Origin of the sequence: Streptomyces sp. ATexAB-D23, from assembly GCF_000373645.1 — a bacterium.
Taxonomy (GTDB): domain Bacteria; phylum Actinomycetota; class Actinomycetes; order Streptomycetales; family Streptomycetaceae; genus Streptomyces; species Streptomyces castrisilvae.
The window spans coordinates 1-21840 of record NZ_KB892023.1; the positions used below are offsets into that span (position 1 = coordinate 1).

The window sequence follows — 21840 nt, forward strand, 5'->3', positions numbered from 1 at the left end:
TCCTGCTCGCCGCCCTCGGCCGCACCGCCCCCGCCCTCTCACTCTCCCAACGGGACTGCGTAACCCTGGAACCCCAGATGACGGAATGGCTGACCCGAGGCGCCACCGAAGCCGAGATCATCCACGCCCTCACCGCAGGCCTCCCCGACCGCATCCACCACCCGGCCGCCCTCGTCGCCACACGCCTCCAGACCAAACTNCCNCCCGCCCGCGAACCACACACCGTCCTGCGCTCCCTGGAATGCAGCGAATGCCGAGCCCCCGGCACCCCCGAAGCCCTACCGGGCGGGAAGTGCGGCCCCTGCCGGGGCAAACCCACCCACCAGGAACCCACCCTCCCCGCCCAAAAGGTCCGNGCCCAAGCCCGAGCCGTACGAGCGGGCCTCATCCCCAAATCAGACCGCCCCAAGCACTGACGCACCAGGCAGACGCAAGGAGCCTCTGCCCGCAGCTACCCGGGGAAGCCGAGGTCCTTGAGGTAAGAGAGTCGCGCGTTTATGGCCGCGGAGAAGTGGCGCCAGTCGAGCTTGTCGACAGGCTCTCGCGGCCACGGATCAAAGGCCGAAGAGGTGATGTAGCAGGCGGCGTCGTAGAGGCGCTCGGACATGAGGCGCTGGCAGAAGACACCGAAGCGCTCCTGGTAGGACATGCCATGCCAGATGTCGTCCACAGGCAATGCGCCCATGGCCGGCCTGACCGGCCTACAGGAGCCCTCCTCGTCCTGCATGATGAAGAAATAGCCGAGCCAAGGATCCTCTCCCGGGTACAGCCCAGCCAAATTCGCATGCCGTAGGTCAACGGCACTGCCAAGCGCTTCCTCAACCCGGTTGTTGTAGTTGTTGCCGAACGACGGGCCGCCGAGGGCCTTCATCTCGAAGGCCGCCACGAGGGTGTCCCTATGGACAACGACCAAGTCCCACTGCTTCTGCGGCCGGAAATAGCCGGGCAGTTCGAGCCCCTGTGACCTGGTGACACGGATGCTCTCCGGCGGGTACCCGGCATCGAGGAAGAACTTCGACAGCAGAATGGTGATGGAGTCGAAATGCTTGCCGCCACGTACAGAGCCAGCCGTACCCGCTCCCACGGCAGCCTTGATCGCCGACTGCTCACCCTGGAGTTCTTTCGCGCCCCAGTACGCTGCGACAGCGTCCTCGAAGTCTTGGCGGGTGACCGACAAGATCCGTTCCTCCTAGTCAGGCAGCTCGGTGAGTCCGTAGACGCGCAAAGCGGCCTCGGTCGCAGCATCCGTGTCTCGCTTGTCGAAGGCTTCGGCGAGAGCGACCCGGTCGTCCTCGCCGATCGCCGACGGGTCCGGGACACGGATCTTGCGAAGGTACTGCGCCTGGAAGCGGAGAGTGCCGCCTCGCATCCTGACCGCGTACGCCTCCACGAATGCCTCCGCGACCTTGGACAGCAACAAGCCACCGAGCACGCGCATGTCCCAGACGTCCGAGACGATGAAATACAGGTTGTGGTGAGGGTACAGGCCACCCTCATCGAGAACCGGATGAATCCTGAGCTTCATGTCCGGAAACAGCAGTTTCTGACGCCGGGTGAGCTGGTGGTCGACCTTGTCAATGGTCTTGTACCAGCGCTGCGGCTGCCTTTCCGCCACGTAGCGCTTGCGCAGCGCCTCACTGTGCTTCTCGAAGTAGGCAGCGAGACGCGGAAACGCATTCAGATCGACCAGATCACCGCTCGCCGCCCAAGGGTTGACCAGATAGGTCCCATCCCAATCGATCCTTCCACTGGTGGTGTCGCGGACCATAGCCATGGGGAGCAAACGCCCTTCCTCGACCAGGTCCTTGTCCTTGGTGAGGAAAATCCTGTCGGCCCCTGTGGCGACGCCGATGCCGACCCTCGTTCCAGTCGCGGTGTTCTCCAAAGGCCGGAAACGCTCCGTAAGGTCCTCAAGGACCGCGAGCCTCGCGGGCGAGCCCGTAGGCCAGGAATCCTCCTCCGGGAACCAGTGGGGCATGCGAGCGGCCTGATACGAGTCCGTGGCAACCGTCGGCGACTCAGCCCCGAGGTACCAGTCAACGAAGTCCTTTGCCTGTTCCGCACCGAAGGACCGATTCGTGTCGGCGGCAACGGCTGCGCCCTGGACGTCGTTCGAGATGAGAGTAATGGCAGGGTAGGCGGCAACCTGATCATCGAAAGCGTCGACATCATGCATCACCAGCGCGAGGTCCATGCTGAAGTCCTTGGTCACCAGTTGCCTCAACCGACGGCCGTACTGGTTTCGCATCCAGCGGTCCGCGCAGATGAACCCCAGTCGGCCGCCTCGGTTCAGGCTGCGCAGAGCCACCTCGTAGAAACCGACATAGATGTCGGCCCGGCCCCCCATCGTGAAACAAGCCCGGCGGTAAGCGGCCATCCGGTCGCCGGGAACGTCTTCGAGCCGTATATACGGAGGGTTACCGACGACATAGTCGGCACGACGCTCGTCGCCCGACTGCAGTAGGTAGTCACCCTGCCTCACCCACGCTGCGGCAACCTCCCTCGCGTCCTCCGGATCCCATCCGTCTTTCCGCAACGTTTCCACTATCAGCGCCCGGCTCTGCTCCACGTTGCGGCCCAACAGGTCGAAGGCGCGGACAGCATCGACCGCGTCGGTGACGGGGCGCTGGTGCGCGAGACATGACGTACTGATCCGGGACGCGACGACGGTCAGGAACGCACCGCCGCCGCATGCCGGCTCCACGAGCCGCAGACCGCAGAGGTCCTTGTCCGGCGTATAGCCGAGAAGGTCCAAAACGAGCCCGACAACCCAGGCGCGCGTGAACACCTCACCGTGTTCCACGGCCTTTTTCAGAGACTCGGGAATGGATAGGTCTTCCGTATCGAACAACGCGATAGTTGCCACGCAAGGACAGTACCGCCGAACCTCCTCGAAGCCCGATCCTCATCCACAGAGAGTAGTGATTCAATAACAGAATCAGAGGATCGCCGCCCGCGCCGACACGGATGAACACTCGCTGTGCCCAAAGAGGGCAGGCCTCCCGGGGCAGGCCCGCCCCTACGCCCCCCGCACCACCGCGAACACTCCCCGTACCTCCGTGTCCTCCGGCGTGCGCCAGGGCCCCGAGACGTGGCCCGTCGCGTTCTCCGGCAGGGCGTCGGCGGGGCGCAGGACCCGGTTCAGGTGGAGGGTCGCGCCCTTGGCGGCGATGTCCGTGCCCTCGTCGTCGTCGGTGGTCGCGAAGGGGCCGGACAAGGCGTTCGGGAGGGTGCGGGAGTGGGTGATCGTCGGGTCCGGAGTGTCGGTCTCGCTCTGGGCCTGGGGCTCCGCGCGGCCGGCGAGGAGGGCGAAGAGCTGCTCGGCCAGGACCGGGTCGTGGCAGCCGTCGTACACCCAGCGCTTCCCCAGTACGCCGTGCTCCGTGGTGCCGACCAACGCGTCCTCCGCGCCGTCGAGCGGTGCGCCCCGGTAGGTGAGGGGCACGAAGTACGCCACCGGCTCGGCGCCCGAGGTGTCGGTGGCGACCATGAGTTCCATGCCCACCTCGCCCTGGGGGTCGTCCAGCCGGAAGCCGCCCGACCTCGACAGGACCGGGTGCGTGTGGCCCGCGTACCAGGGGCGGGTCGGGAGCCAGGGGGTGAGCAGTTCGAGCTTGGTCGGCGACAGAGTGGTGCGGTGGATGACGGCCATACCGGAGGTCTCTCCCGTGCGTCGAGTGGGCGGCTGGTTTGCCTGGTGCGCGGGGCCGTCGCCGGACCCGCGCGCTGTGTCGAGCGTATGCAACCAGCCGCCCTCTCGGTCTCCGGGCCGTCAGGAAACGGTCACCACGCGCCCGGTGCCGGAGGCGGTACCACCTCCGGGCGGTCGTCGCAGGTGATCGTGTTGGGCAGCAGCCAGGGGGCGAGCCAGTCGCCGTCGTTGCCGCCCAGGTCCGTGAGGGTGAACTCCGAACCGGTGGCGGGGAAGTTGAACGAGCCGCAGTTGTTGACGCCCACCGCGCCGACGTTGCGCGCGTCCACGTTCTCGAAGGTCGCGCCGCCCGCCGCGCGGGCGCTCAGCACCGAGGTGCCGGTGCCGTCCACCCGGATGTCCTTGAAGTGGATGTTCTCGATGACGTACTGGTCCTTCACCGCCCAGTCCGAGACCAGCATGACCGCGTTGTAGGTGCTGTCGAGGAAGTCGTTGCCGGTGACCCGGATGTCGGCTCCGTCGATGCTGCGGTCCAGGGCGAAGACCCACAGCGCGCCGAGGCCGATGTTCCAGTTGAGTTCGTACGTACCGGCGCGGACCGTCGTGTTGCCCGTGACGTCCAGCTTCCCGGCGAAGGGTTCGGCGCCGAAGCGGGCGCCGATGTGCAGGGCGCTGCCCTCGCGGACCGGGTCGGCGACGAGGTTGTCCGAGACGGTGGTGTCGGTGCCGCCGTAGATCGCGATGCCGTTGGCCAGGACCGGGGTCTGGACGGTGTTGTGGGAGAAGGTGTTGCGGGCGTTCGTCGTCTTCTCGGCCCACATCGCGAGGCCGTCGTCGCCGGAGTTGCGTACGAAGGTGTCCGTGACGCTCGAATCGGTCACGCCCGTGTGGAAGTTGATGGCGTCGGCGATCTGGTCGACGATGATGGTGTCGGAGATCCGCAGGTTCTTCATCGGGCCGTCGAACCACATGCCGACCTTGGTGTGGCTGATGTGCAGGCCCTTGATGGTGGAGTCGCTCATCGCGCCGCCGATGGCGTTGACCTGGTCGGTGTCGACGCGTTCGCGTACGTCGCCCTCGATGGCGAAGCCGGACAGGTGGACGTTGCGGCTGCCGCCCTCGGCCGCGGACTTCCCGTAGAAGCCGACGCCCGTGTGCACCGAGCCGTCGGCGGCGGGCTTGTCGAGCGCGACCTCGCGGCCCTTGATCTTCGTGTACCAGTTGCCCGCGCCGACGATGGTGACGTCGTCCACGACGATGTGACGGTCGACCCGGTACGTCCCCGGCGGGATGTACACCTTCAGGTGCGTGCGCCGGGCGAACGCGATGGCCTTGTCGATCGCGTCCGCCGCGTCCCGCCGGCCGGTCGGATCGGCCCCGAACGCCCATACGTTGGCGGCGAGCAGCTCCACGTGCGGGAGGCCGACCTGCTCCGAGTCGAGCAGGTCGATGACCGTCGACCCGGCCCGGCTGCCGGCCGGCACGGTCAGCCGTACGGTGTCGCCCGCGCGGTAGGTCCGGCCGAGCAGGAGGCGCTGCTCGTCGTAGAAGTGGCTGGGCCGGTACGGCTTGTCGATGACCGGGGCGGGGGTCGTCTCGGCGGGCACGCAGGAGCACTCGGTGATCCACCAGCCCGGGTGGAGGAGCCCGGCGCCGGGGTCGTTGGAGAACGGGTACTGGTTGTACAGCCAGGAGTACTGCGAGGTCAGCGTCATGGTGGAGCGCTTCGTACCGTTCACCGCGACGTCCAGCGGGGCGGTGATCCCGCCGCCGCCCGGCGCGTCCGGGATGCTGTAGCGCACGGTGATCGCGTTGGCCGGGGCGGGCAGCGTGAACTCGACGTGCTGCCCCGGCGCCAGGCTCACCGCCTTACGGCCCGACGCCTCCGAGGGCAGCGTGTACGCGTCGCGGTCGGGGCCGATGACCGTGCCGTTGGTCACCGCGTTCTCGGCCTCCTGCTCGGCGAAGGCCACCTTGGCGCCCTTCCCCGCGACCAGCGCCGGATCGAGCGCGGCCCGGGTGACGACCGGGGCGGCGCTGCGCGGGCCGGCGAGCGCGGGCGTACCGGCCAGCACCCCGAGCCCCACGGCCGCCGCGGTCACCGAGGCGACGGCGGTCGCGTACAGCCCTGTCCTGCGCGGTCTTCGCGCCCTCACCGAAGCGTCGGTGGTCATCCGTGACATCGCGTGCCCGTTTCTCTCGGGGGGTCAACGGCCGTGCGCGCGTGGGGGAGTCGCCGCCGTCATGAGTGAGGTGACAGTAGGGCGCCCAGCTCCCCGTTCACAAGACTCCTGCGATTGGTTTTCAACTTCCTGGCGTAGTAGTGCGCTGGTTCGTCATTTTTTTGCGTAACCTCGCGCAAGGCAGGACGATCTCACTCCGCCGGAAGCATCAGCTCCGAGTCCACGTGGACCGTGACGCGTACCGGTACGTACTCCGTGGCGTCGGTCCGGGACGCACCCGTGCCCGGGTTGGGCGCGAAGCGCGGGTGGGCGCCGCCGCTGATCTGCCAGCGGACGCGGTGGCCGACGCCGAAGCGGTGGGCGGTGTGGCCCATCGGGACGGTCACGCGGACCGGGTCCGGGCCCGTGGTGCGCAGCTGGGCGAGGCCGTCGCAGACGTTCGTGGAGCGCCCCTCGGGGTCCACGTCGCACAGCCGGGTGAACACGTCCCCGTGGCCGGTGTCCGTGGACGCGCTGATCCGGGCGGAGACCGGGCCGAGGACGGTGAGGGGTTCGGTGAGGACCGGCCCGGTGAACGTCAGGACGTCCTCGCGGGCCTCAAGCGTGCCGTTGTCGCGCGCTCCGGCGGTACGGGAGAGGAGGGGGCCGCCCACGGAAGGCGTCGGGTCGGCCGGGTCGTGGCGGAAGGACGCCAGGGGCGCCGCGTCCGTGGGCGGCTCGGCGGTGAGGTGGCCGCCGGGGGCCGGGAACCACGAGGCGGTGGCCGCCCCGGCCGGTGGCCACGCCTCGAGGTCCCGTACGACCTGCTCCGTACCGCCCAGGTGTACGCGTACGGGGGTGGGGCGCAGGCCGGAGGGGTCGGCGCACAGGTGGGCGCGGAGCCAGGCGAGGGATTCGGCGAACACCTCGGACCAGCCCTTCTGGAGCGCCGAGGTGTGGGTCCACGGGCCGACGAGCAGCGTGGCGTCGGCGCCCGCCCGGCGCAGCCGGCCGTACTGCTCGAAGGTCTGGCCCGCGAGGACGTCGTGCCATCCGGTGATCAGCGCGGTGGGGACGGCCGCCCGGTCCGCCGCGCCGGCGAGGGACGCGCCGCCCCAGTGCGGGTCGTCGGGGTCGGGATGGTCCATCACCCCGTCCAGCCACGGCACTTCGCCGCCGAGCGCGTCCGCGTACGCCCCGCGCAACGGGCGCGCGGTGACGACGGAGCGCATCCGGCGCTGGAGGCGCAGGGTCGCCCGGAGGAACGGGCCCATGCCCCGGTGCTGGTACGTCATGCCCGAGCCCACGGCGAGCGCGGTCTCCAGGTGGAGGACGCCGTCGGTGTGGAAGAGGGCGTACGGGTCGTGCAGCCCCACCTGGACCACCATGGCCTTCAGCTCCGGCGGCGGTTCGAGGGCCAGAGCCCACTGGACGTAGCCGAGGTAGCTGGGGCCGACCGTGCCCAGGTTCCCGTCGAACCAGGGCTGTTCGCGCAGCCAGTCGACGGTGGCCCGGCCGTCGGGGGCCTCGTTGCGCCAGAGGTGGAAGTCGCCGCCCGAGCCGCCGGTGCCCCGGCAGCTCTGGAGGACGACGTGGAAGCCCTGTTCGGCGAAGAGCATCCCGTACTGCGGGGACCACGGCACGCCCCGTCCGTAGGGCGAGCGCACCAGGAGGGTGGGGAAGTCGCCCTCGGCGCGCGGGAAGTAGTGGTCCGTGACCAGCGGGCTGCCGTCGGCGGCGGGGACGGTCAGACCCCGCTCGAACCCCACCGCGTGGCGGGCGGCCGGCAGGCCGCGCCAGGTGGACCGCATCAGCCGGGAGGCGAGCGGCGGCTTCCGGACGGGCCTCGGGCGGGCTTCGGGCGTGGGTCGTGTCATCGTGCGCCTCCCTCGGGCATCATGCTCGGGCGAGCATTCTCGTACACAGTACGAGAATAGTGGATGCTTGGATGAGACGGTGGAGCAACCCAGGTGAGAGGGGATGGGACCGTGACCCGCACCGACGGGCCCGGCGCGGGCGGCGTCGACCCGCGCGAACTGTGGCCGGCGCCGGACCGGCCCCGCCGGGGGCGCAGGCCCGCCTTCAGCCGCGAGGCGATCACGGCGGCGGCGGTCGCCGTCGCGGACGCCGAGGGGCTCGACGCGGTCACCATGCGCCGGGTCGCCGCCGAGGTGGGCGCGGGCGTCATGTCGCTGTACAGCTACGCCCCCGACAAGGAGACGCTGCTCGACCTGATGATCGACCGCGTCTCCGGCGAGCTGCCCACCAGCGACCCGCTCACCGGCGACTGGCGCACCGACCTCAAGACCATCGGCCGCCTCCAGCGCGCCCACATGCTCCGCCACCCCTGGCTGCCCGCCGCCGTACAGGAACGCCGCACCCTCGGCCCCCACACCCTCGCCTTCCTCGAACACGCCCTGACCGCCCTGCGCCCCAGCGGGCTCGACGGGGCCGCCCGGCTGGAGGTCTTCGCCCAGCTCACCGCGTTCGTGGCGGGCCACACGGCGTACGAGGTGAGCCGGGCCAGAGCGGAGCAGACGCCCGGCCGCGCCGCCGCCGAGGCGCTCTACCTCGCCGAGGTCGCCGCCGACGGCCACCACCCGGAGCTGGCCCGCGCCCTCGCGTCGGCCGGACGGCCCAGCACCCCCGACGCCACGTTCGAACGCTTCCTGAGCCGCCTCGTCGACGGCCTCGACGCGGGCTGACCGGGCGCCGCAAACCGCCCCGGCCCCGGCCCGCCGGGCCGGACGAGCCCCCTTCCGGCCCGGCGGCCAGGCGGGAAACCCCCGTCCGGCCCGGCGGCCGGACAGGAAACCCCCATCCGGCCCGGCGGCCGGACAGGAAACCCCCGCCACCCGCCCTCCGGCCGCACACGGAACAGGCGGGCCGAACCACCTCGGACCCCACCCTCCGGCCGCACGGAAAACGCCCTCGCGCCCCGCCCGACGCCTGTGGAACAGTCCGGATCATGGACCCCACCGCACACGACGACGCCATCCTGATCACCCCGCTCTCCGAACGGCCCGCCCTGGTCACCCGGATCTACGAGATCGACAACACCTGGCCGCCCTTCGTCCCGCACGACCTGGTCGGCAACGCTCTGGTGGGCCGGGTGCCGGATGAGTTTCCCGCGTACTGCGTGGTGGCGACCGACGCCGGCCGGGTGGTGGCGCGCGGGCTCGCCGTGCCCTTCGACGCCACGGCCGAGGGTCGCGAGACGACGCCCGACCAGGGCTGGGACCGGGTGCTGAGCTGGGCGTTCCAGGACCGCTGGGGCGGACGGGCGGTGTCGGCGGCGAGCGCGCTGGAGATCGTCGTGGACCGGGAATACCTCGGACGCGGCCTCTCGTACCGGATGCTGGAGGCGCTGCGGAACGCCGCCGCCCAGCAGGGACATGACGCACTGTTCGCTCCGGTCCGCCCCACGGCCAAGCATCTGCACCCGCACCTCCCGATGGCCGCGTACATCGGCCGCCGGCGCGACGACGGGCTGCCGGAGGACCCATGGCTGAGGGCGCACGTCAGGGTCGGCGGCACGATCGAGAAGGTCGCCCCGGCGTCGATGACGGTCACCGGTTCGCTCACGCAGTGGCGGGAGTGGACGGGCCTGCCCTTCGACCGCGACGGCGACACCGAGGTACCGGGCGCCCTCGCCCCGGTACGGTGCGAACTCGCGCACGACGTGGCGGTCTACGTCGAGCCGAACGTCTGGATACGGCACCGGACGGGCCGACAGCTCCCCTGAGCGGCCCCGCATGTCATACCCAGGTGCCAGGACCCGCCCGGCACGATGAGCACCCCGGTATCACGCGCCCTCCGGCACCGGGCGGGCATCGTGAGGGCCGTCCGCCGCACACGCCGTCGTGTGCGATGCCGCCCGAACCGGGGAGTTCCAGGTGACCGCAGTCCCGCGCACGCGTACCCACGACCGCCGGCAGGTGCTCGTCACCGGGCTCGCCGCCTCCGCCCTGCTGGCCACCTCCGCCGTACCGTCGGCGGCGGCCGGCCGCCGGGGCGCGGGCGCCACGTCCGCGAAGGGCGCGCCCACCGCCCGGCTGCCGCGCCCCACCGGCCCGTTCGACGTCGGGTGCACCGCCCTCCGGCTCGTCGACCGCACCCGGCCCGAGCCGTGGGCGCCGGACGCGTCGCCGTACCGGGAGCTCATGATCAGCGTCCACTACCCCGCCGCCCCCGGCCGGGCCGGGCGCCGGGTGCCCCACATGACCGCCGCGGCGGCGGCCCACTTCGGGGGCCCGGAGGGGGCCGCCGCGATGAACCTGGGCATGGCCCCCGGGTCGGCCGACTGGGCGGCCACGGCCGGCCATGCCCGCCGGGACGCGCCCGTGGACCCGCGCGCCGGGCGGCTGCCCGTCGTCCTGTACTCCGCCGGGCTCGGCGACCCCCGCACCTGGAACACGGCACTGGTGGACGACCTCGCCAGCCACGGGTACGCGGTCGTCACCGTAGACCACACCTATGAGGCCACCGAGGTGGAGTTCCCCGGCGGCCGTCTCGCCACCATGCGGATCTTCGACGGCGCCCCGCCCACCGACCCGGAAGCGGTCAGCGCCCTGCTGCGCAAGGTCGTGGCCGTACGGGTCGCCGACACCCGGTTCGTGCTCGACCGGCTGCCGGGGCTGAACCGGACGCTGTTCGGAGACGTACTCGATCCGGGCCGGACCGGGATGTTCGGCCACTCCGCGGGCGGCTTCACCGCGGCCCAGACGATGCACGACGACCCGCGCGTCCTGGCCGGCGTCAACATGGACGGGCAGATGGACTACGTCGGCGGGGAGCCGGACGGCAGCCTGCTGAGCACGGTGGCGCGGGACGGTCTCGACCGGCCGCTGCTGCTCATGGGCACGGACGGCGAGGGCTCGGGCGACTACCGGAAGCAGCCGTCCTGGGCTGCGTTCTGGCGCAACACCCGCGGCTGGAAGGCGAACGTCACGCTGACCGGATCACGCCACGCCTCATACACGGACGCGCAGTTGCTGCTGCCGCAGCTGGCCCGCCAAGGCGCGGAGCCGGCCGGTGGACTGGCGGAGGCCGTCGGGACGGTACGGCCGGACCGGGCGGCGGCTGCGAGCCGGGCGTATGTGACGTCGTTCTTCGACCGCCGGCTGCGCGGCCACGACGACGGGCTGCTGGACGGCCCGTCCGACCGGTTCCCGGAGATGGTCTTCACCCGGTGACGGACGCGGGGCGTGTGAGGACGGGCAGACGGCACCGGCCCCCGGGGATCTCTCCCCGGGGGCCGGTGCCGTTCAGCTGAACAGGAACTGCCGATCCGTCAGGATCAGAAGTCCATGTCACCGCCCGGCATGCCGCCCGGGGCGCCCGCCGGAGCGGCCTTCTCCGGCTTGTCGGCGATGACGGCCTCGGTGGTGAGGAACAGCGCGGCGATCGACGCGGCGTTCTGGAGGGCGGAGCGCGTGACCTTCGCCGGGTCGAGGATGCCCTCGGCGATCATGTCGACGTACTCGCCGGTCGCGGCGTTCAGACCGTGGCCGACGGCCAGGTTGCGCACCTTCTCCACGACGACGCCACCTTCGAGACCACCGTTGACGGCGATCTGCTTCAGCGGGGCCTCAAGGGCGAGCTTCACGGCGTTGGCACCGGTCGCCTCGTCACCCGAGAGCTCCAGCTTCTCGAAGACGGCCGAGGCCTGGAGCAGAGCCACGCCACCACCGGCGACGATGCCCTCCTCGACGGCGGCCTTGGCGTTGCGCACCGCGTCCTCGATGCGGTGCTTGCGCTCCTTGAGCTCGACCTCGGTCGCGGCACCGGCCTTGATGACGGCCACGCCGCCGGCCAGCTTCGCCAGGCGCTCCTGGAGCTTCTCGCGGTCGTAGTCCGAGTCGGAGTTCTCGATCTCGGCACGGATCTGGTTGACGCGGCCCTGGACCTGGTCGCTGTCACCGGCACCGTCGACGATCGTCGTCTCGTCCTTGGTGATGACGACCTTGCGGGCGCGGCCGAGCAGGTCGAGCCCGGCGTTCTCCAGCTTGAGGCCGACCTCCTCGGAGATGACCGTGCCACCGGTGAGGATGGCGATGTCGCCGAGCATGGCCTTGCGGCGGTCGCCGAAGCCCGGGGCCTTGACGGCGACGGACTTGAAGGTGCCGCGGATCTTGTTGACGACCAGGGTCGACAGGGCCTCGCCCTCGACGTCCTCGGCGATGATCAGCAGCGGCTTGCCGGACTGCATGACCTTCTCCAGCAGCGGAAGGAGGTCCTTCACGTTGCTGACCTTCGAGTTCACGATCAGGATGTACGGGTCGTCGAGGGACGACTCCATGCGCTCCATGTCGGTGGCGAAGTACGCCGAGATGTAGCCCTTGTCGAAGCGCATACCCTCGGTGAGCTCCAGCTCCAGACCGAAGGTCTGGGACTCCTCGACGGTGATGACGCCTTCCTTGCCGACCTTGTCCATGGCCTCGGCGATGAGCTCGCCGATCTGGGTGTCGGCGGCGGAGATGGAGGCGGTCGAAGCGATCTGCTCCTTGGTCTCCACGTCCTTGGCCTGCTCCAGGAGGGCGGCGGAGACGGCCTCGACGGCCTTCTCGATGCCCCGCTTGAGAGCCATCGGGTTCGCACCCGCGGCCACGTTGCGCAGACCCTCGCGGACGAGCGCCTGGGCGAGAACGGTGGCGGTGGTCGTACCGTCGCCGGCGACGTCGTCCGTCTTCTTGGCGACCTCCTTGACCAGCTCCGCACCGATCTTCTCGTACGGGTCCTCCAGCTCGATCTCCTTGGCGATGGAAACACCATCGTTGGTGATCGTGGGGGCGCCCCACTTCTTCTCAAGGACGACGTTGCGGCCCTTGGGGCCGAGGGTGACCTTGACGGCGTCGGCGAGCTGGTTCATGCCGCGCTCAAGACCGCGCCGGGCCTCCTCGTCGAACGCGATGATCTTGGCCATGTGAAGTGGTCCTCCCGGACAGGGGTGGATTGCTCCGGACCGAGTGGCGCCCGCGACGGACGGCCTGCGTGCCTGGCGGTTCCTTGCCCCACCACGCGTGCGGGCCTCACCGGCCCGGTCCAAATTCTGTCACTCTCACCTGGAGAGTGCTAAGCCAATGATTAGCACTCGACCCCCGAGAGTGCAAGCGTCACCCGTCGGCATGTGGACAGGTCCGGGGACGGACAGGCCGGACGCGCGAAGGGTCCGTACCTCTCGGTACGGACCCTTCGCGCGTGCCTGGTGTCGTGGCCGACTGTGTCGTGGCCGTGCCGGGCTCAGCCGACGGCGAGCTTGACCATGTCCGCCTGCGGCCCCTTCTGGCCCTGCGAGATCTCGAATTCAACTCGCTGACCCTCTTCGAGGGTGCGGTACCCGTCCATCTGGATCGCGCTGTAGTGGACGAAAACATCCGCACCACCGTCGACCGCGATGAAGCCGTACCCCTTCTCCGCGTTGAACCACTTGACGGTGCCCTGAGCCATGCCTAACTCCCCTATTACTGGCCCTTGCACAGGCCCACACTTCGCGGACCCGGGTCAGAACCCACCCTCCGACAGGAGAGAGTGTGTGCGCTGGAGCGCGCCGACCGCGGCTGAATGTATCTGTCCAACTGCCCTCTGCAACAGGTCAATCGGACGACAATTCTGCGCGGCACCGATCGCCCGAATACGGGGAACTCACGAGATTGCGGGGCAAGTCGGGCCCGGCAAAGGCGACTTATGGCGCAAGGGGGCCAGGCACTTTGGCTGCTTCTAGTCGTGGCGCGGCGCATTCTCATATGCGAGTGGCACGGGCAGCGAAGGGGACTTCCCACACTCTACCCCGCTCAACCATGCAGAATTGCCCCCTCCGCTTCTCGTGCGGAGGGGGCAATTCCGTTAATGCGTCGGAGTCGGGGCCGATCTTGAAAGGCCCCCGGCGTCAGCAGCCGCCGGCGACCGCGGGAATGATCGAGATACCGGCGCCGTCCGGGGTCACCGCGTCCAGGCCGCCCTCGAACCGGACGTCGTCGTCGTTGACGTACACGTTCACGAAGCGGCGCAGCTTGCCCTGGTCGTCCAGCACGCGGGCGGCGATGCCCGGGTGGTCCTTCTCCAGCGAGGCGATGACCTCGGAGAGGGTCGCGCCCTCGGCCGGGACCTCGGCCTGGCCGCCCGTGTAGGTGCGGAGGATGGTGGGGATGCGGACCTTGACGCTCATGTTCGGGTGCCCTTCCTGGAGACTGGAGTGGGTCGGAGGCTGCTCAGCTGGTGGCGAGTCCGGCCGCGCGGAAGGCGTCCAGGCTCGGGCGGATCGTCGCGGTGGCCTGCGAGGTGGCGGCGACCGCGTCCAGCGTCTTGAGGCCGTCCCCGGTGTTCAGGACGACGGTGGTGAGCGACGGGTCGAGCAGACCGGCCTCGATCAGCTTCTTCGTCACGCCGACCGTCACCCCGCCCGCCGTCTCGGCGAAGATGCCCTCGGTGCGGGCCAGCAGCTTGATCGCGTCGACGACCTGCTCGTCGTTGACGTCCTCGACGGCGCCGCCGGTGCGGCGGGCGATGTCCAGGACGTACGGGCCGTCGGCCGGGTTGCCGATCGCCAGGGACTTGGCGATCGTGTTCGGCTTCTGCGGGCGGACCACGTCGTGGCCGGCCTTGAAGGCGGCGGAGACCGGGGAGCAGCCCTCCGCCTGGGCGCCGAAGATCTTGTACGGCTTGTCCTCGACCAGACCGAGCTTGATCAGCTCGCGCAGCCCCTTGTCGATCTTCGTCAGCTGAGAGCCGGACGCGATCGGGATGACGATCTGGTCGGGCAGCCGCCAGCCGAGCTGCTCGCAGATCTCGTACGCCAGGGTCTTGGAGCCCTCGCCGTAGTACGGGCGGAGGTTGACGTTGACGAAGCCCCAGCCCTCGCCGAGCGGGTCGCCGATGAGCTCCGAGCAGAACCGGTTGACGTCGTCGTAGTTGCCCTCGATGCCGACCAGCTCACCGCCGTACACCGCGGCCATGACGACCTTGCCCTGCTCCAGGTCGTGCGGGATGAACACGCAGGACCGCAGCCCCGCGCGGGCGGCGGCGGCGCCGACCGCTCCGGCGAGGTTGCCGGTGGAGGAGCAGGACAGGGTGGTGAAGCCGAAGGCGCGGGCGGCCTCGACGGCGATCGCGACGACGCGGTCCTTGAAGGAGTGCGTCGGGTTGCCGGAGTCGTCCTTGACGTACAGGCCGCCGGTCACACCCAGCTCGCGGGCGAGGTTGTCGGCCTTGACCAGCTTGGTGAAGCCGGGGTTGATGTTGGGCTTGTCGGCGACGTCGGAGGGGACCGGCAGCAGCGGCGCATAGCGCCAGATGTTGTTGGGTCCGGCCTCGATGCGCTTCTTCAGCTCTTCGGGGGAGCCGCTCGGCAGGTCGTACGCCACTTCGAGCGGCCCGAAACAGGACGCGCAGGCGAAGATCGGGCCGAGTGCGAACCGCTCGCCGCACTCGCGGCAGGAAAGCGCCGCGGCGGGACCCAGGTCCACAGTGGATTCGGTGTGTGCTGCGACAGTCTCAACAGCCATGATGGCGAGGCCCTTTCTCCTCATCTTCCTTGTGACGCGTTTCGCCACAAGACGGAATTGGCACCTTCCCCACCGAACCTCGCGGTCGGCAGGAGGGTTGCCGGGACTTCAACGGGCCGTTCCCTCTGTCCCTCTGGATGAGCGCTGTGGCACTGGACCATGGATCCAGGCGTTTGTCGGCGTACGGACCCCGGCATGCGACGGTCGTACGCGTTGTTCAAGACTGTAACCGAAGCATCGGACTGTTGAGATAGTCGTCCGAACCGCGAGATGGATCACATACAGGGAGTATCGACCGTGCTCGAAGAGGTCGAACGCTGGCTGGCCAGGCGTTCCTGGTCGGCGGCCGACCGCCCGCAGGCGAGTGCGCAGGCCGTCGTGAAGGGTACGCACGGTCCGGGCGTGAGCGTCGTTCTACCCGCTCTCAACGAAGCCGAGACCGTCGGGGACATCGTCGCCACCATCCGGCGCGAGCTCATGGAGAAGGTCCGGCTGGTCGACGAGCTCGTGGTGATCGACTCCGGCTCCACGGACGCCACCGCCGAGGTCGCCCGCCGCGCCGGGGCCCGGGTGGTCCACCGCGACGCGATCCTGCCCCGCCTCCCGGCCGTCCCCGGCAAGGGCGAGGTGCTGTGGCGCTCGCTCCTGGTGACCAGCGGCGACATCCTGTGCTTCATCGACGCGGACCTGAAGGACTTCTCCGCGGACTTCGTCTCCGGCATCGTCGGCCCGCTGCTGACCGAACCCGATGTGCAGTTCGTCAAGGCCATGTACGACCGGCCGCTCGGCGAGGTGGCGGGCCAGGGCGGCCGCGTCACCGAGCTGGTGGCCCGGCCGCTGCTCAATCTGCACTGGCCGCTGCTGGCCGGCTTCGTCCAGCCGCTGGGCGGCGAGTACGCCGTACGCCGCTCGCTCCTGGAGCGGCTGCCGTTCCCGGTCGGTTACGGGGTGGAGCTGGGCCTGCTCGTCGACGCCCTGCACACCGTCGGCCTGGACGCCCTCGCCCAGGTCGACGTCGGCGTCCGCGTCCACCGCCACCAGGACGGCCAGGCGCTCGGCCGGATGGCGGCCGCCATCTACCGCACCGCGCAGGTGCGGCTCTCCCGCGGCCATCTGGTCCGCCCCTCGCTCACCCAGTTCGAGCGCGGACCGCGCGGATTCGTCCCGCGCACCCACCCGGTCGACACGCAGGAGAGGCCGCCGATGCGGGAGATCGAGGAGTACGCGGCCCGCCGCGCGGCCTGATCACACCCCGTCCCCGTCCGACTTCGTACGTTTGGGCGGTTGTGGATCGGGCTAGATTCCGGCCATGGTCTCCGAGCACGCCCCCCAGCCCGCTGCCCAGGTCCTCGTCGCGTCCAACCGCGGCCCCGTGTCGTACGCGGTGCGCGAGGACGGCTCACTCGAAGCGAAACGGGGCGGGGGCGGGCTCGTCTCCGGCCTGAGCGCCGTCGACGACAAGATGTGGGTCTGCGCCGCCCTCGGCGACGGCGACCGCGAGGCGGTGCGCCGCGGGGTCGGCGAGCCGGGCGTCCGGATGCTCGACATCGACGCCGGCACGCACGCCGACGCGTACAACGGCATCGCGAACTCGGTGCTGTGGTTCGTCCACCACATGCTCTACCAGACCCCCGTCGAGCCCGTCTTCGACGCCGAGTTCCGCAGGCAGTGGGCCTCCTTCGAGGCGTACAACCGGTCCTTCGCCGAAGCGCTCGCCGAGGAGGCGGGCCGGGGCGCTGCCGTCCTGGTGCAGGACTACCACCTGTCCCTGGTCCCCGGCATGCTCCGCGAACTGCGCCCCGACCTGCGCATCGGCCACTTCTCGCACACCCCGTGGGCGCCCGTCGACTACTTCCGGCTGCTCCCCGACGACATCGCCGAACAGCTGCTGCGCGGCATCCTGGGCGCCGACCGGGCCGCCTTCCTGACCCGCCGCTGGGCGGACGCCTTCATCGGCTGCTGCACGGAGATCCTGGGCGGCACCGGCCGGACCAGGATCGGGGTGCACGGGCTCGGCGCCGACGCCGCCTTCCTGCGCCGCCGCGCCCACGAGGCGGACGTGGACGAACGGATGGCCGCCCTGCGCGAGCAGGTGGGCCCCGGCCGCAGGACCGTCGTCCGGGTCGACCGCACGGAGCTGTCCAAGAACATCGTGCGCGGCCTGCACGCCTACCGCGCCCTCCTGGACGAACACCCCGAGTGGCGCGAGCGCGTCGTGCACGTCGCGTTCGCCTACCCCTCGCGCCAGGACCTCGCCGTCTACCGCGCCTACACCGCCGAGGTCCAGCGCGTCGCCGACGGCATCAACAAAACGTACGGCACGGCGGACTGGACGCCGGTCGTCCTCCACGTCAAGGACGACTTCGCCCGCTCCCTCGCCGCGTACCGCCTGGCCGACGTGGCCCTCGTCAACCCGATCCGGGACGGCATGAACCTGGTCGCCAAGGAGGTCCCGGTCGTCTCCGACGAGGGCTGCGCCCTGGTCCTGTCCCGGGAGGCCGGCGCCTACGAGGAGCTGGGCGAGCACGCGATCACGGTGAACCCGTACGACGTCTCCGCCACCGCCGAAGCGCTCCACGAGGCGCTGACGCTGCCGGACGACGTCCGCGCCGCCCGCTCGCAGCGCCTGGCCGAAGCGGCCACCGCGCTGCCGCCGCAGCAGTGGTTCCTGGACCAGCTGGAGGCGCTGCGGCGGGGGTAGGTCAGCCGGTGCGGTCCGCCAGCCGGTCCGCGAGCGCTCGCAGGAACGCCACAACACCCTCCGGCCCCGGGACCAGCAGATCGGCGCGGTCGGCCAGTTCGGGCACTTCGCCGCTGCCGCTGCAGAGCAGGAGCCCCGGGACCGGGTCGGCCTCGTCGGTGCGCAGCTTCTCCACGGCGGCGTACGCGGCGAGGTCGCCCAGGTCGTCGCCCGCGTAGAGCACGGAACGGGCGCCGGTCTCGCGCACGTACTCGGTGAGGGCCACGCCCTTGTCCATGCCGGGCGGGCGCAGCTCCAGGACCATGCGGCCCGGTTCGACGATCAGCCCGTGGCGGGCGGCCAGCTCGCCGAGGGGGCCGCGCAGCGCGTCGAACGCGCCCTGCGGGTCGGCCGCGCGGCGGGTGTGCACGGCGAGCGCCCGGCCCTTGTCCTCCGTCCAGACGCCCTCCCAGGAGTCGAACCGGTCCAGTACGCCGGGGAGTTCGGCCCGTGCGGCGGCGACCCCGGGGGGCGGGTCGGGGGTCTGTACGGTTCCGGTCGCGGCGTCCCAGCGCTCGGCGCCGTAGTGGCCGAGGACGACGAGGTGGTCCAGGCCGGCGACCCCGGCGAAGCCGCTGTACCGCACCGCGACGTCGGCGGGCCGGCCCGTGATCACGGCGACCGACGCCACCTGCGGGGCGAGTTCGGCCAGCGCCTCGACGGCCCCGGGGTGGGCGCGGGCCTGGTCCGGGTCCGGGACGATGTCGGCGAGCGTTCCGTCGAAGTCGAGCGCGATCAGGGCCTCGGCCGGGCGGGCGAGGATGGCGGCGAGGCCGTCCCGGCCGGCGGGGGTGGTCGGGGTGGGAGTGTGCGGATGGCTGCCCATGCGCCGAGCGTAGCGGCGCGGCGCGCCGGATGCGGGCCCAACGCCTTCGGGGGCGCTGCCCCCGTACCCCCGCTCCTCAATCGCCGGAGGGGCTTGGTTTCCCCCGGCCCTACCGCCGGCCCCGGCGGGCCTCCCGCACGCGGCGTAGGCGGTTGACCGTCACCGGGTCCTCCTCCAGCGCCCGTCGGTCGTCGAGCAGCGCGTTCAGGAGCTGGTAGTAGCGGGTGGGAGAGATCCCCAGCCCTTCCCGGATCGCCCGTTCCTTGGCGCCCGGACCCGCCCACGACTGCCGCTCCACCGCCAGGACCGCGCGGTCGCGGTCGGACAGGGGGGCGGGCTCATCGGGGCCGGTGGGGCCGTTCGGGGGGAGGGCGGTCATATCAGCCAATATATGGCGCGGACTCTCCCCACGAAACGGGGAGCCACCGCCGCTCCCACGAAACGGGGGCCGCCGCCGCGCGGGCGCTCCGGCTACTCCGCCGCCTCGGCCGCGGTCGCTTCGCGCGCTATCTTCGCGAGCACGGTCTCCGGGTTCGCTCCCGGCTCCACCGCCTTGCCGATGTTCTCCTTGATCGACTCGCTGGCCTGCGCCCAGGACGTCTTGCCGAAGGGGTAGAACTCCGCCTCCGGCAGCGTGGTGAGGAACTGGTGCAACGCCTTGAAGTCGGGGTTGTCCTCCATCGACGCCGACGCGCTGTCCGTGACCGGCAGCATGTCGTACGTGTCGGCGAACTCGATCACGTTCTTGTCGCTGAACATGAAGTCGAAGAACTTGCCGATCTCGGCCCGGTGGCCGTTCTCCTTGAACCCCATGATCCAGTCGGCGACGCCCATCGAGCCCTCCGTGGGGCCCGTCTCGCCGGGCAGCGGGACCATGCCGACGTCGATGCCCTTGCGCTCGGCCTCCTCCATCAGCGTGGGGTGGCCGTTGAGCATGCCGACCTGCCCCTTGGTGAACGCCTCGAAGGCCTTCGCGCGGTTGAGCTTGCCGGGGGCGACGGGGCCGACGAGACCCTTGTCGACGAGGTTCGACTTCAGCCAGGTGAACGTCTTGACGTTCTCCTCCGAGTCGATGTCGTACGAGCCGACGTCGTCGGTGTAGGAGCCGCCGCCGCTGAGCATCCACATCAGGGTCTCGGCCTGGGACTCCTCCTGTCCGAGCGGCAGTGCGAAGGGGTACATCACCCCGCGCTGCTTGAGCGCCGCGGCGTCACCGGCGATGTCGCTCCAGGTCTGCGGGGCCGGGAGGCCGGCCTGGCCGAACAGCTTCTTGTTGTAGAAGAGCAGCCGGGTGCTGGCGACGAAGGGCAGCCCGTACTGGATGCGGTCGACGCGGCCGGCGTCGGCGAGCTTGGGCAGGAAGTTCGCCTGGACGGGGATGCTGAGCATCTGGTCGGCGGAGTAGAGCTTCCCGGCCTTGGCGTAGTCCGCGTAGGCGCCGATCTGCGCGATGTCGGGCGCATCGCCCGCCTTCACCATCTCGGCGACCTTGCGGTCCACGTCCGTCCAGGGGTAGACGGTGACGTCGACCTTGATGCCGGGGTGGGACGCCTCGAAGCTGCGGGCGACTCCGTCCCAGTACTTGTCGGACTTGTTCGCGTCGCTCGTGCCGTAGTCGGCGGCGACCAGCTTCAGCGTGACGTCGCCCGAGCCGCCGCTGCCTCCGCAGCCCGCCAGCGTGACCGTCATCCCCAGTGCGGCGACAGCCGCCGTCAGTCCCAAGTAACGCCGCTGCACAGCCTGTCCGTCCTCGTCGTTTACGCCTCCCGCGGTCCCCGCATCCGCACGAGGCCCTTCGGGTGGGCTGCGATTTTCTCCGCCATCGACGCAAAGGTCTACACCACGGAGCCATCGCCTCCACAACGCAGCAGCATTGCACGGGACGTGCGGCGGCTGCTAAGTAGGTCTCGACGTAAGGGCCTTATTGGTCCAGACCTTTAACTCCGGCGCCGCCGGTATCGCCGAGCCGTTCCTCCCGCAGCCCCACCCGCCCAGCCGCAAGGAGCCGTCCCGCATGTCCCGTACCGCATCTGAAATTGCCACCCAGCCCAGCTGCTGGCGGCGTGCCGCGCAGGCGGGCGCGGAGTTCGACGGACTGCCGCGGCCCGGTGAGCGGGTCGCCGTCACCGGGTGCGGCACCTCCTGGTTCATGGCCATCGCCTACGCGGCGCTGCGGGAGGCCGCCGGGCAGGGCGAGACGGACGCGTACGCCTCGTCGGAGTTCCCCGTCGGGCGGCCGTACGACCGGGTGGTCGCGATCACCCGGTCCGGTACGACGAGCGAGGTGCTGGCACTCCTGGGCGAGCTGCGCGGGAGGACGGCCACCGTCGCACTGACCGCCGACCCGAAGACGCCCGTCATGGAGGCGGCCGACGCGGTGGCCGTGCTGGACTGGGCCGACGAGGAATCGGTGGTCCAGACCCGGTTCGCCACCACCGCGCTCGCCTTCCTGCGGGCGGGCCTGGAGGCGGCGGGGCCGCTCCCGGCGGGCGTGAAGACGGTCACCGAGGCGGCCGTGGACGCGGAGCTGGCGGTGACCGAGCCGCCGGACGAGGCCGTGGTCGCGGCCGAGCAGTGGACGTTCCTGGGGCGCGGCTGGACGTACGGCCTGGCCCAGGAGGCCGGGCTGAAGATGCGCGAGGCGGCGGGTGCCTGGACCGAGTCGTACCCGGCGATGGAGTACCGCCACGGCCCCATCTCGATCACCGGGCCGAACCGGGTGGCCTGGGTCTTCGGCGCCCTGCCCGAGGGTCTGGCGGGCGAGGTGGCCGCGGTCGGCGGGACGCTGGTCGCCCACCGCTCGGCGGACCCGATGGCCGACCTGATCCGGGCACAGCGGCTCGCGGTGGTGCTGGCCGAGGCGAAGGGGTACGACCCGGACCATCCGCGCAATCTGTCGCGCAGCGTCATCCTGCCGGGGTGAACCGGGCCCCCGGCCGGACCGGGGGCCGTTCTCG

At 70.7% G+C, this 21840-nt stretch carries 18 protein-coding genes, 1 pseudogene and 1 riboswitch; of the genes and pseudogenes, 7 read left to right on the forward strand and 12 right to left on the reverse strand.

Annotation, left to right across the window (positions count from 1 at the left end; all coding sequences use genetic code 11):
* A pseudogene (locus tag B082_RS39950) lies at positions 1–416 on the forward strand (hypothetical protein); the annotation flags it as partial.
* A gap of 35 nt (positions 417–451) precedes the next feature.
* Here B082_RS39950 and B082_RS0120200 read toward each other — a convergent pair.
* The 5 genes from B082_RS0120200 to B082_RS0120220 all read right to left on the reverse strand — a co-directional run bounded on the left by B082_RS0120200 (position 452) and on the right by B082_RS0120220 (position 7691).
* Positions 452–1177 carry a PaeR7I family type II restriction endonuclease gene (locus B082_RS0120200; RefSeq protein ID WP_018553632.1) on the reverse strand — a complete coding sequence of 242 codons (726 nt, stop codon included), beginning with the start codon at positions 1175–1177 and terminating at the stop codon, positions 452–454.
* Positions 1178–1189: 12 nt separating this feature from the next.
* Positions 1190–2866: an Eco57I restriction-modification methylase domain-containing protein gene (locus tag B082_RS0120205; RefSeq protein ID WP_018553633.1), complete on the reverse strand. Its 1677-nt coding sequence runs from the start codon at positions 2864–2866 to the stop codon at positions 1190–1192.
* A gap of 153 nt (positions 2867–3019) precedes the next feature.
* On the reverse strand, positions 3020–3652 hold the full coding sequence (locus B082_RS0120210) for a maltokinase N-terminal cap-like domain-containing protein (RefSeq protein ID WP_018553634.1): 633 nt from the start codon (positions 3650–3652) through the stop codon (positions 3020–3022).
* A 131-nt stretch (positions 3653–3783) separates the two neighbouring features.
* Complete coding sequence (locus tag B082_RS0120215; RefSeq protein ID WP_420707690.1) at positions 3784–5826, reverse strand: glycosyl hydrolase family 28-related protein; 2043 nt, start codon at positions 5824–5826, stop codon at positions 3784–3786.
* A 200-nt stretch (positions 5827–6026) separates the two neighbouring features.
* Entirely contained in the window at positions 6027–7691 is a 1665-nt protein-coding gene (locus B082_RS0120220) for a CocE/NonD family hydrolase (RefSeq protein WP_026249990.1), read from the reverse strand.
* A gap of 111 nt (positions 7692–7802) precedes the next feature.
* Here B082_RS0120220 and B082_RS0120225 point away from each other — a divergent pair, with 111 nt between their 5' ends.
* The 3 genes from B082_RS0120225 to B082_RS0120235 all read left to right on the forward strand — a co-directional run bounded on the left by B082_RS0120225 (position 7803) and on the right by B082_RS0120235 (position 11009).
* On the forward strand, positions 7803–8519 hold the full coding sequence (locus B082_RS0120225) for a TetR/AcrR family transcriptional regulator (protein ID WP_018553637.1): 717 nt from the start codon (positions 7803–7805) through the stop codon (positions 8517–8519).
* Positions 8520–8782: 263 nt separating this feature from the next.
* Entirely contained in the window at positions 8783–9559 is a 777-nt protein-coding gene (locus B082_RS0120230; RefSeq protein ID WP_018553638.1) for a hypothetical protein, read from the forward strand.
* 151 nt (positions 9560–9710) lie between these two features.
* Entirely contained in the window at positions 9711–11009 is a 1299-nt protein-coding gene (locus tag B082_RS0120235) for an alpha/beta hydrolase family protein (protein ID WP_018553639.1), read from the forward strand.
* Positions 11010–11113: 104 nt separating this feature from the next.
* Here B082_RS0120235 and groL read toward each other — a convergent pair whose 3' ends face one another.
* From groL to thrC, 4 genes are all read right to left on the reverse strand, one after another.
* Entirely contained in the window at positions 11114–12739 is a 1626-nt protein-coding gene (gene groL / locus B082_RS0120240) for a chaperonin GroEL (RefSeq protein WP_018553640.1), read from the reverse strand.
* 317 nt (positions 12740–13056) lie between these two features.
* Positions 13057–13263 (reverse strand): cold-shock protein, encoded by a 207-nt coding sequence (locus B082_RS0120245; protein WP_003967346.1) that lies wholly within the window; start codon positions 13261–13263, stop codon positions 13057–13059.
* Between the two features lie 439 nt (positions 13264–13702).
* Positions 13703–13981 (reverse strand): MoaD/ThiS family protein, encoded by a 279-nt coding sequence (locus tag B082_RS0120250; protein WP_018553641.1) that lies wholly within the window; start codon positions 13979–13981, stop codon positions 13703–13705.
* A 43-nt stretch (positions 13982–14024) separates the two neighbouring features.
* Positions 14025–15317, reverse strand: coding sequence for a threonine synthase (thrC, locus tag B082_RS0120255; RefSeq protein ID WP_026249991.1), 1293 nt, complete (start codon positions 15315–15317; stop codon positions 14025–14027).
* A 17-nt stretch (positions 15318–15334) separates the two neighbouring features.
* Positions 15335–15461: riboswitch (SAM riboswitch) on the reverse strand.
* A gap of 153 nt (positions 15462–15614) precedes the next feature.
* On the opposite strand from thrC, the gene B082_RS0120260 reads away from it, so the two are divergent.
* Both B082_RS0120260 and B082_RS0120265 read left to right on the forward strand, forming a co-directional pair.
* Positions 15615–16562, forward strand: coding sequence for a glucosyl-3-phosphoglycerate synthase (locus B082_RS0120260; protein ID WP_018553643.1), 948 nt, complete (start codon positions 15615–15617; stop codon positions 16560–16562).
* A 64-nt stretch (positions 16563–16626) separates the two neighbouring features.
* Positions 16627–18018, forward strand: coding sequence for an alpha,alpha-trehalose-phosphate synthase (UDP-forming) (locus B082_RS0120265; RefSeq protein WP_018553644.1), 1392 nt, complete (start codon positions 16627–16629; stop codon positions 18016–18018).
* A 1-nt stretch (position 18019) separates the two neighbouring features.
* On the opposite strand, the gene otsB is transcribed toward B082_RS0120265, so the two are convergent.
* The 3 genes from otsB to B082_RS0120280 all read right to left on the reverse strand — a co-directional run bounded on the left by otsB (position 18020) and on the right by B082_RS0120280 (position 20572).
* Positions 18020–18883, reverse strand: coding sequence for a trehalose-phosphatase (otsB, locus tag B082_RS0120270; RefSeq protein ID WP_018553645.1), 864 nt, complete (start codon positions 18881–18883; stop codon positions 18020–18022).
* A 109-nt stretch (positions 18884–18992) separates the two neighbouring features.
* Positions 18993–19262: a DUF3263 domain-containing protein gene (locus B082_RS0120275; protein WP_018553646.1), complete on the reverse strand. Its 270-nt coding sequence runs from the start codon at positions 19260–19262 to the stop codon at positions 18993–18995.
* A 92-nt stretch (positions 19263–19354) separates the two neighbouring features.
* Positions 19355–20572, reverse strand: coding sequence for an extracellular solute-binding protein (locus B082_RS0120280; RefSeq protein ID WP_051094650.1), 1218 nt, complete (start codon positions 20570–20572; stop codon positions 19355–19357).
* A 325-nt stretch (positions 20573–20897) separates the two neighbouring features.
* Between B082_RS0120280 and B082_RS0120285 the strand changes: the two genes are divergently transcribed.
* Positions 20898–21806 carry an SIS domain-containing protein gene (locus B082_RS0120285; RefSeq protein ID WP_018553648.1) on the forward strand — a complete coding sequence of 303 codons (909 nt, stop codon included), beginning with the start codon at positions 20898–20900 and terminating at the stop codon, positions 21804–21806.
* The last annotated feature ends 34 nt before the right edge of the window (positions 21807–21840 follow it).

Excerpts from the sequence above, each read along its gene's own strand:
- B082_RS0120210 (WP_018553634.1), bottom strand. The coding sequence starts at position 3,652 with ATGGCCGTCATCCACCGCACCACTCTGTCGCCGACCAAGCTCGAACTG.
- B082_RS0120215 (WP_420707690.1), bottom strand. The coding sequence starts at position 5,826 with ATGACCACCGACGCTTCGGTGAGGGCGCGAAGACCGCGCAGGACAGGG.
- B082_RS0120220 (WP_026249990.1), bottom strand. The coding sequence starts at position 7,691 with ATGACACGACCCACGCCCGAAGCCCGCCCGAGGCCCGTCCGGAAGCCG.
- B082_RS0120230 (WP_018553638.1), top strand. The coding sequence starts at position 8,783 with ATGGACCCCACCGCACACGACGACGCCATCCTGATCACCCCGCTCTCC.
- groL (WP_018553640.1), bottom strand. The coding sequence starts at position 12,739 with ATGGCCAAGATCATCGCGTTCGACGAGGAGGCCCGGCGCGGTCTTGAG.
- B082_RS0120245 (WP_003967346.1), bottom strand. The coding sequence starts at position 13,263 with ATGGCTCAGGGCACCGTCAAGTGGTTCAACGCGGAGAAGGGGTACGGC.
- B082_RS0120250 (WP_018553641.1), bottom strand. The coding sequence starts at position 13,981 with ATGAGCGTCAAGGTCCGCATCCCCACCATCCTCCGCACCTACACGGGC.
- thrC (WP_026249991.1), bottom strand. The coding sequence starts at position 15,317 with ATGGCTGTTGAGACTGTCGCAGCACACACCGAATCCACTGTGGACCTG.
- B082_RS0120265 (WP_018553644.1), top strand. The coding sequence starts at position 16,627 with ATGGTCTCCGAGCACGCCCCCCAGCCCGCTGCCCAGGTCCTCGTCGCG.
- otsB (WP_018553645.1), bottom strand. The coding sequence starts at position 18,883 with ATGGGCAGCCATCCGCACACTCCCACCCCGACCACCCCCGCCGGCCGG.
- B082_RS0120275 (WP_018553646.1), bottom strand. The coding sequence starts at position 19,262 with ATGACCGCCCTCCCCCCGAACGGCCCCACCGGCCCCGATGAGCCCGCC.
- B082_RS0120280 (WP_051094650.1), bottom strand. The coding sequence starts at position 20,572 with ATGACGGTCACGCTGGCGGGCTGCGGAGGCAGCGGCGGCTCGGGCGAC.
- B082_RS0120285 (WP_018553648.1), top strand. The coding sequence starts at position 20,898 with ATGTCCCGTACCGCATCTGAAATTGCCACCCAGCCCAGCTGCTGGCGG.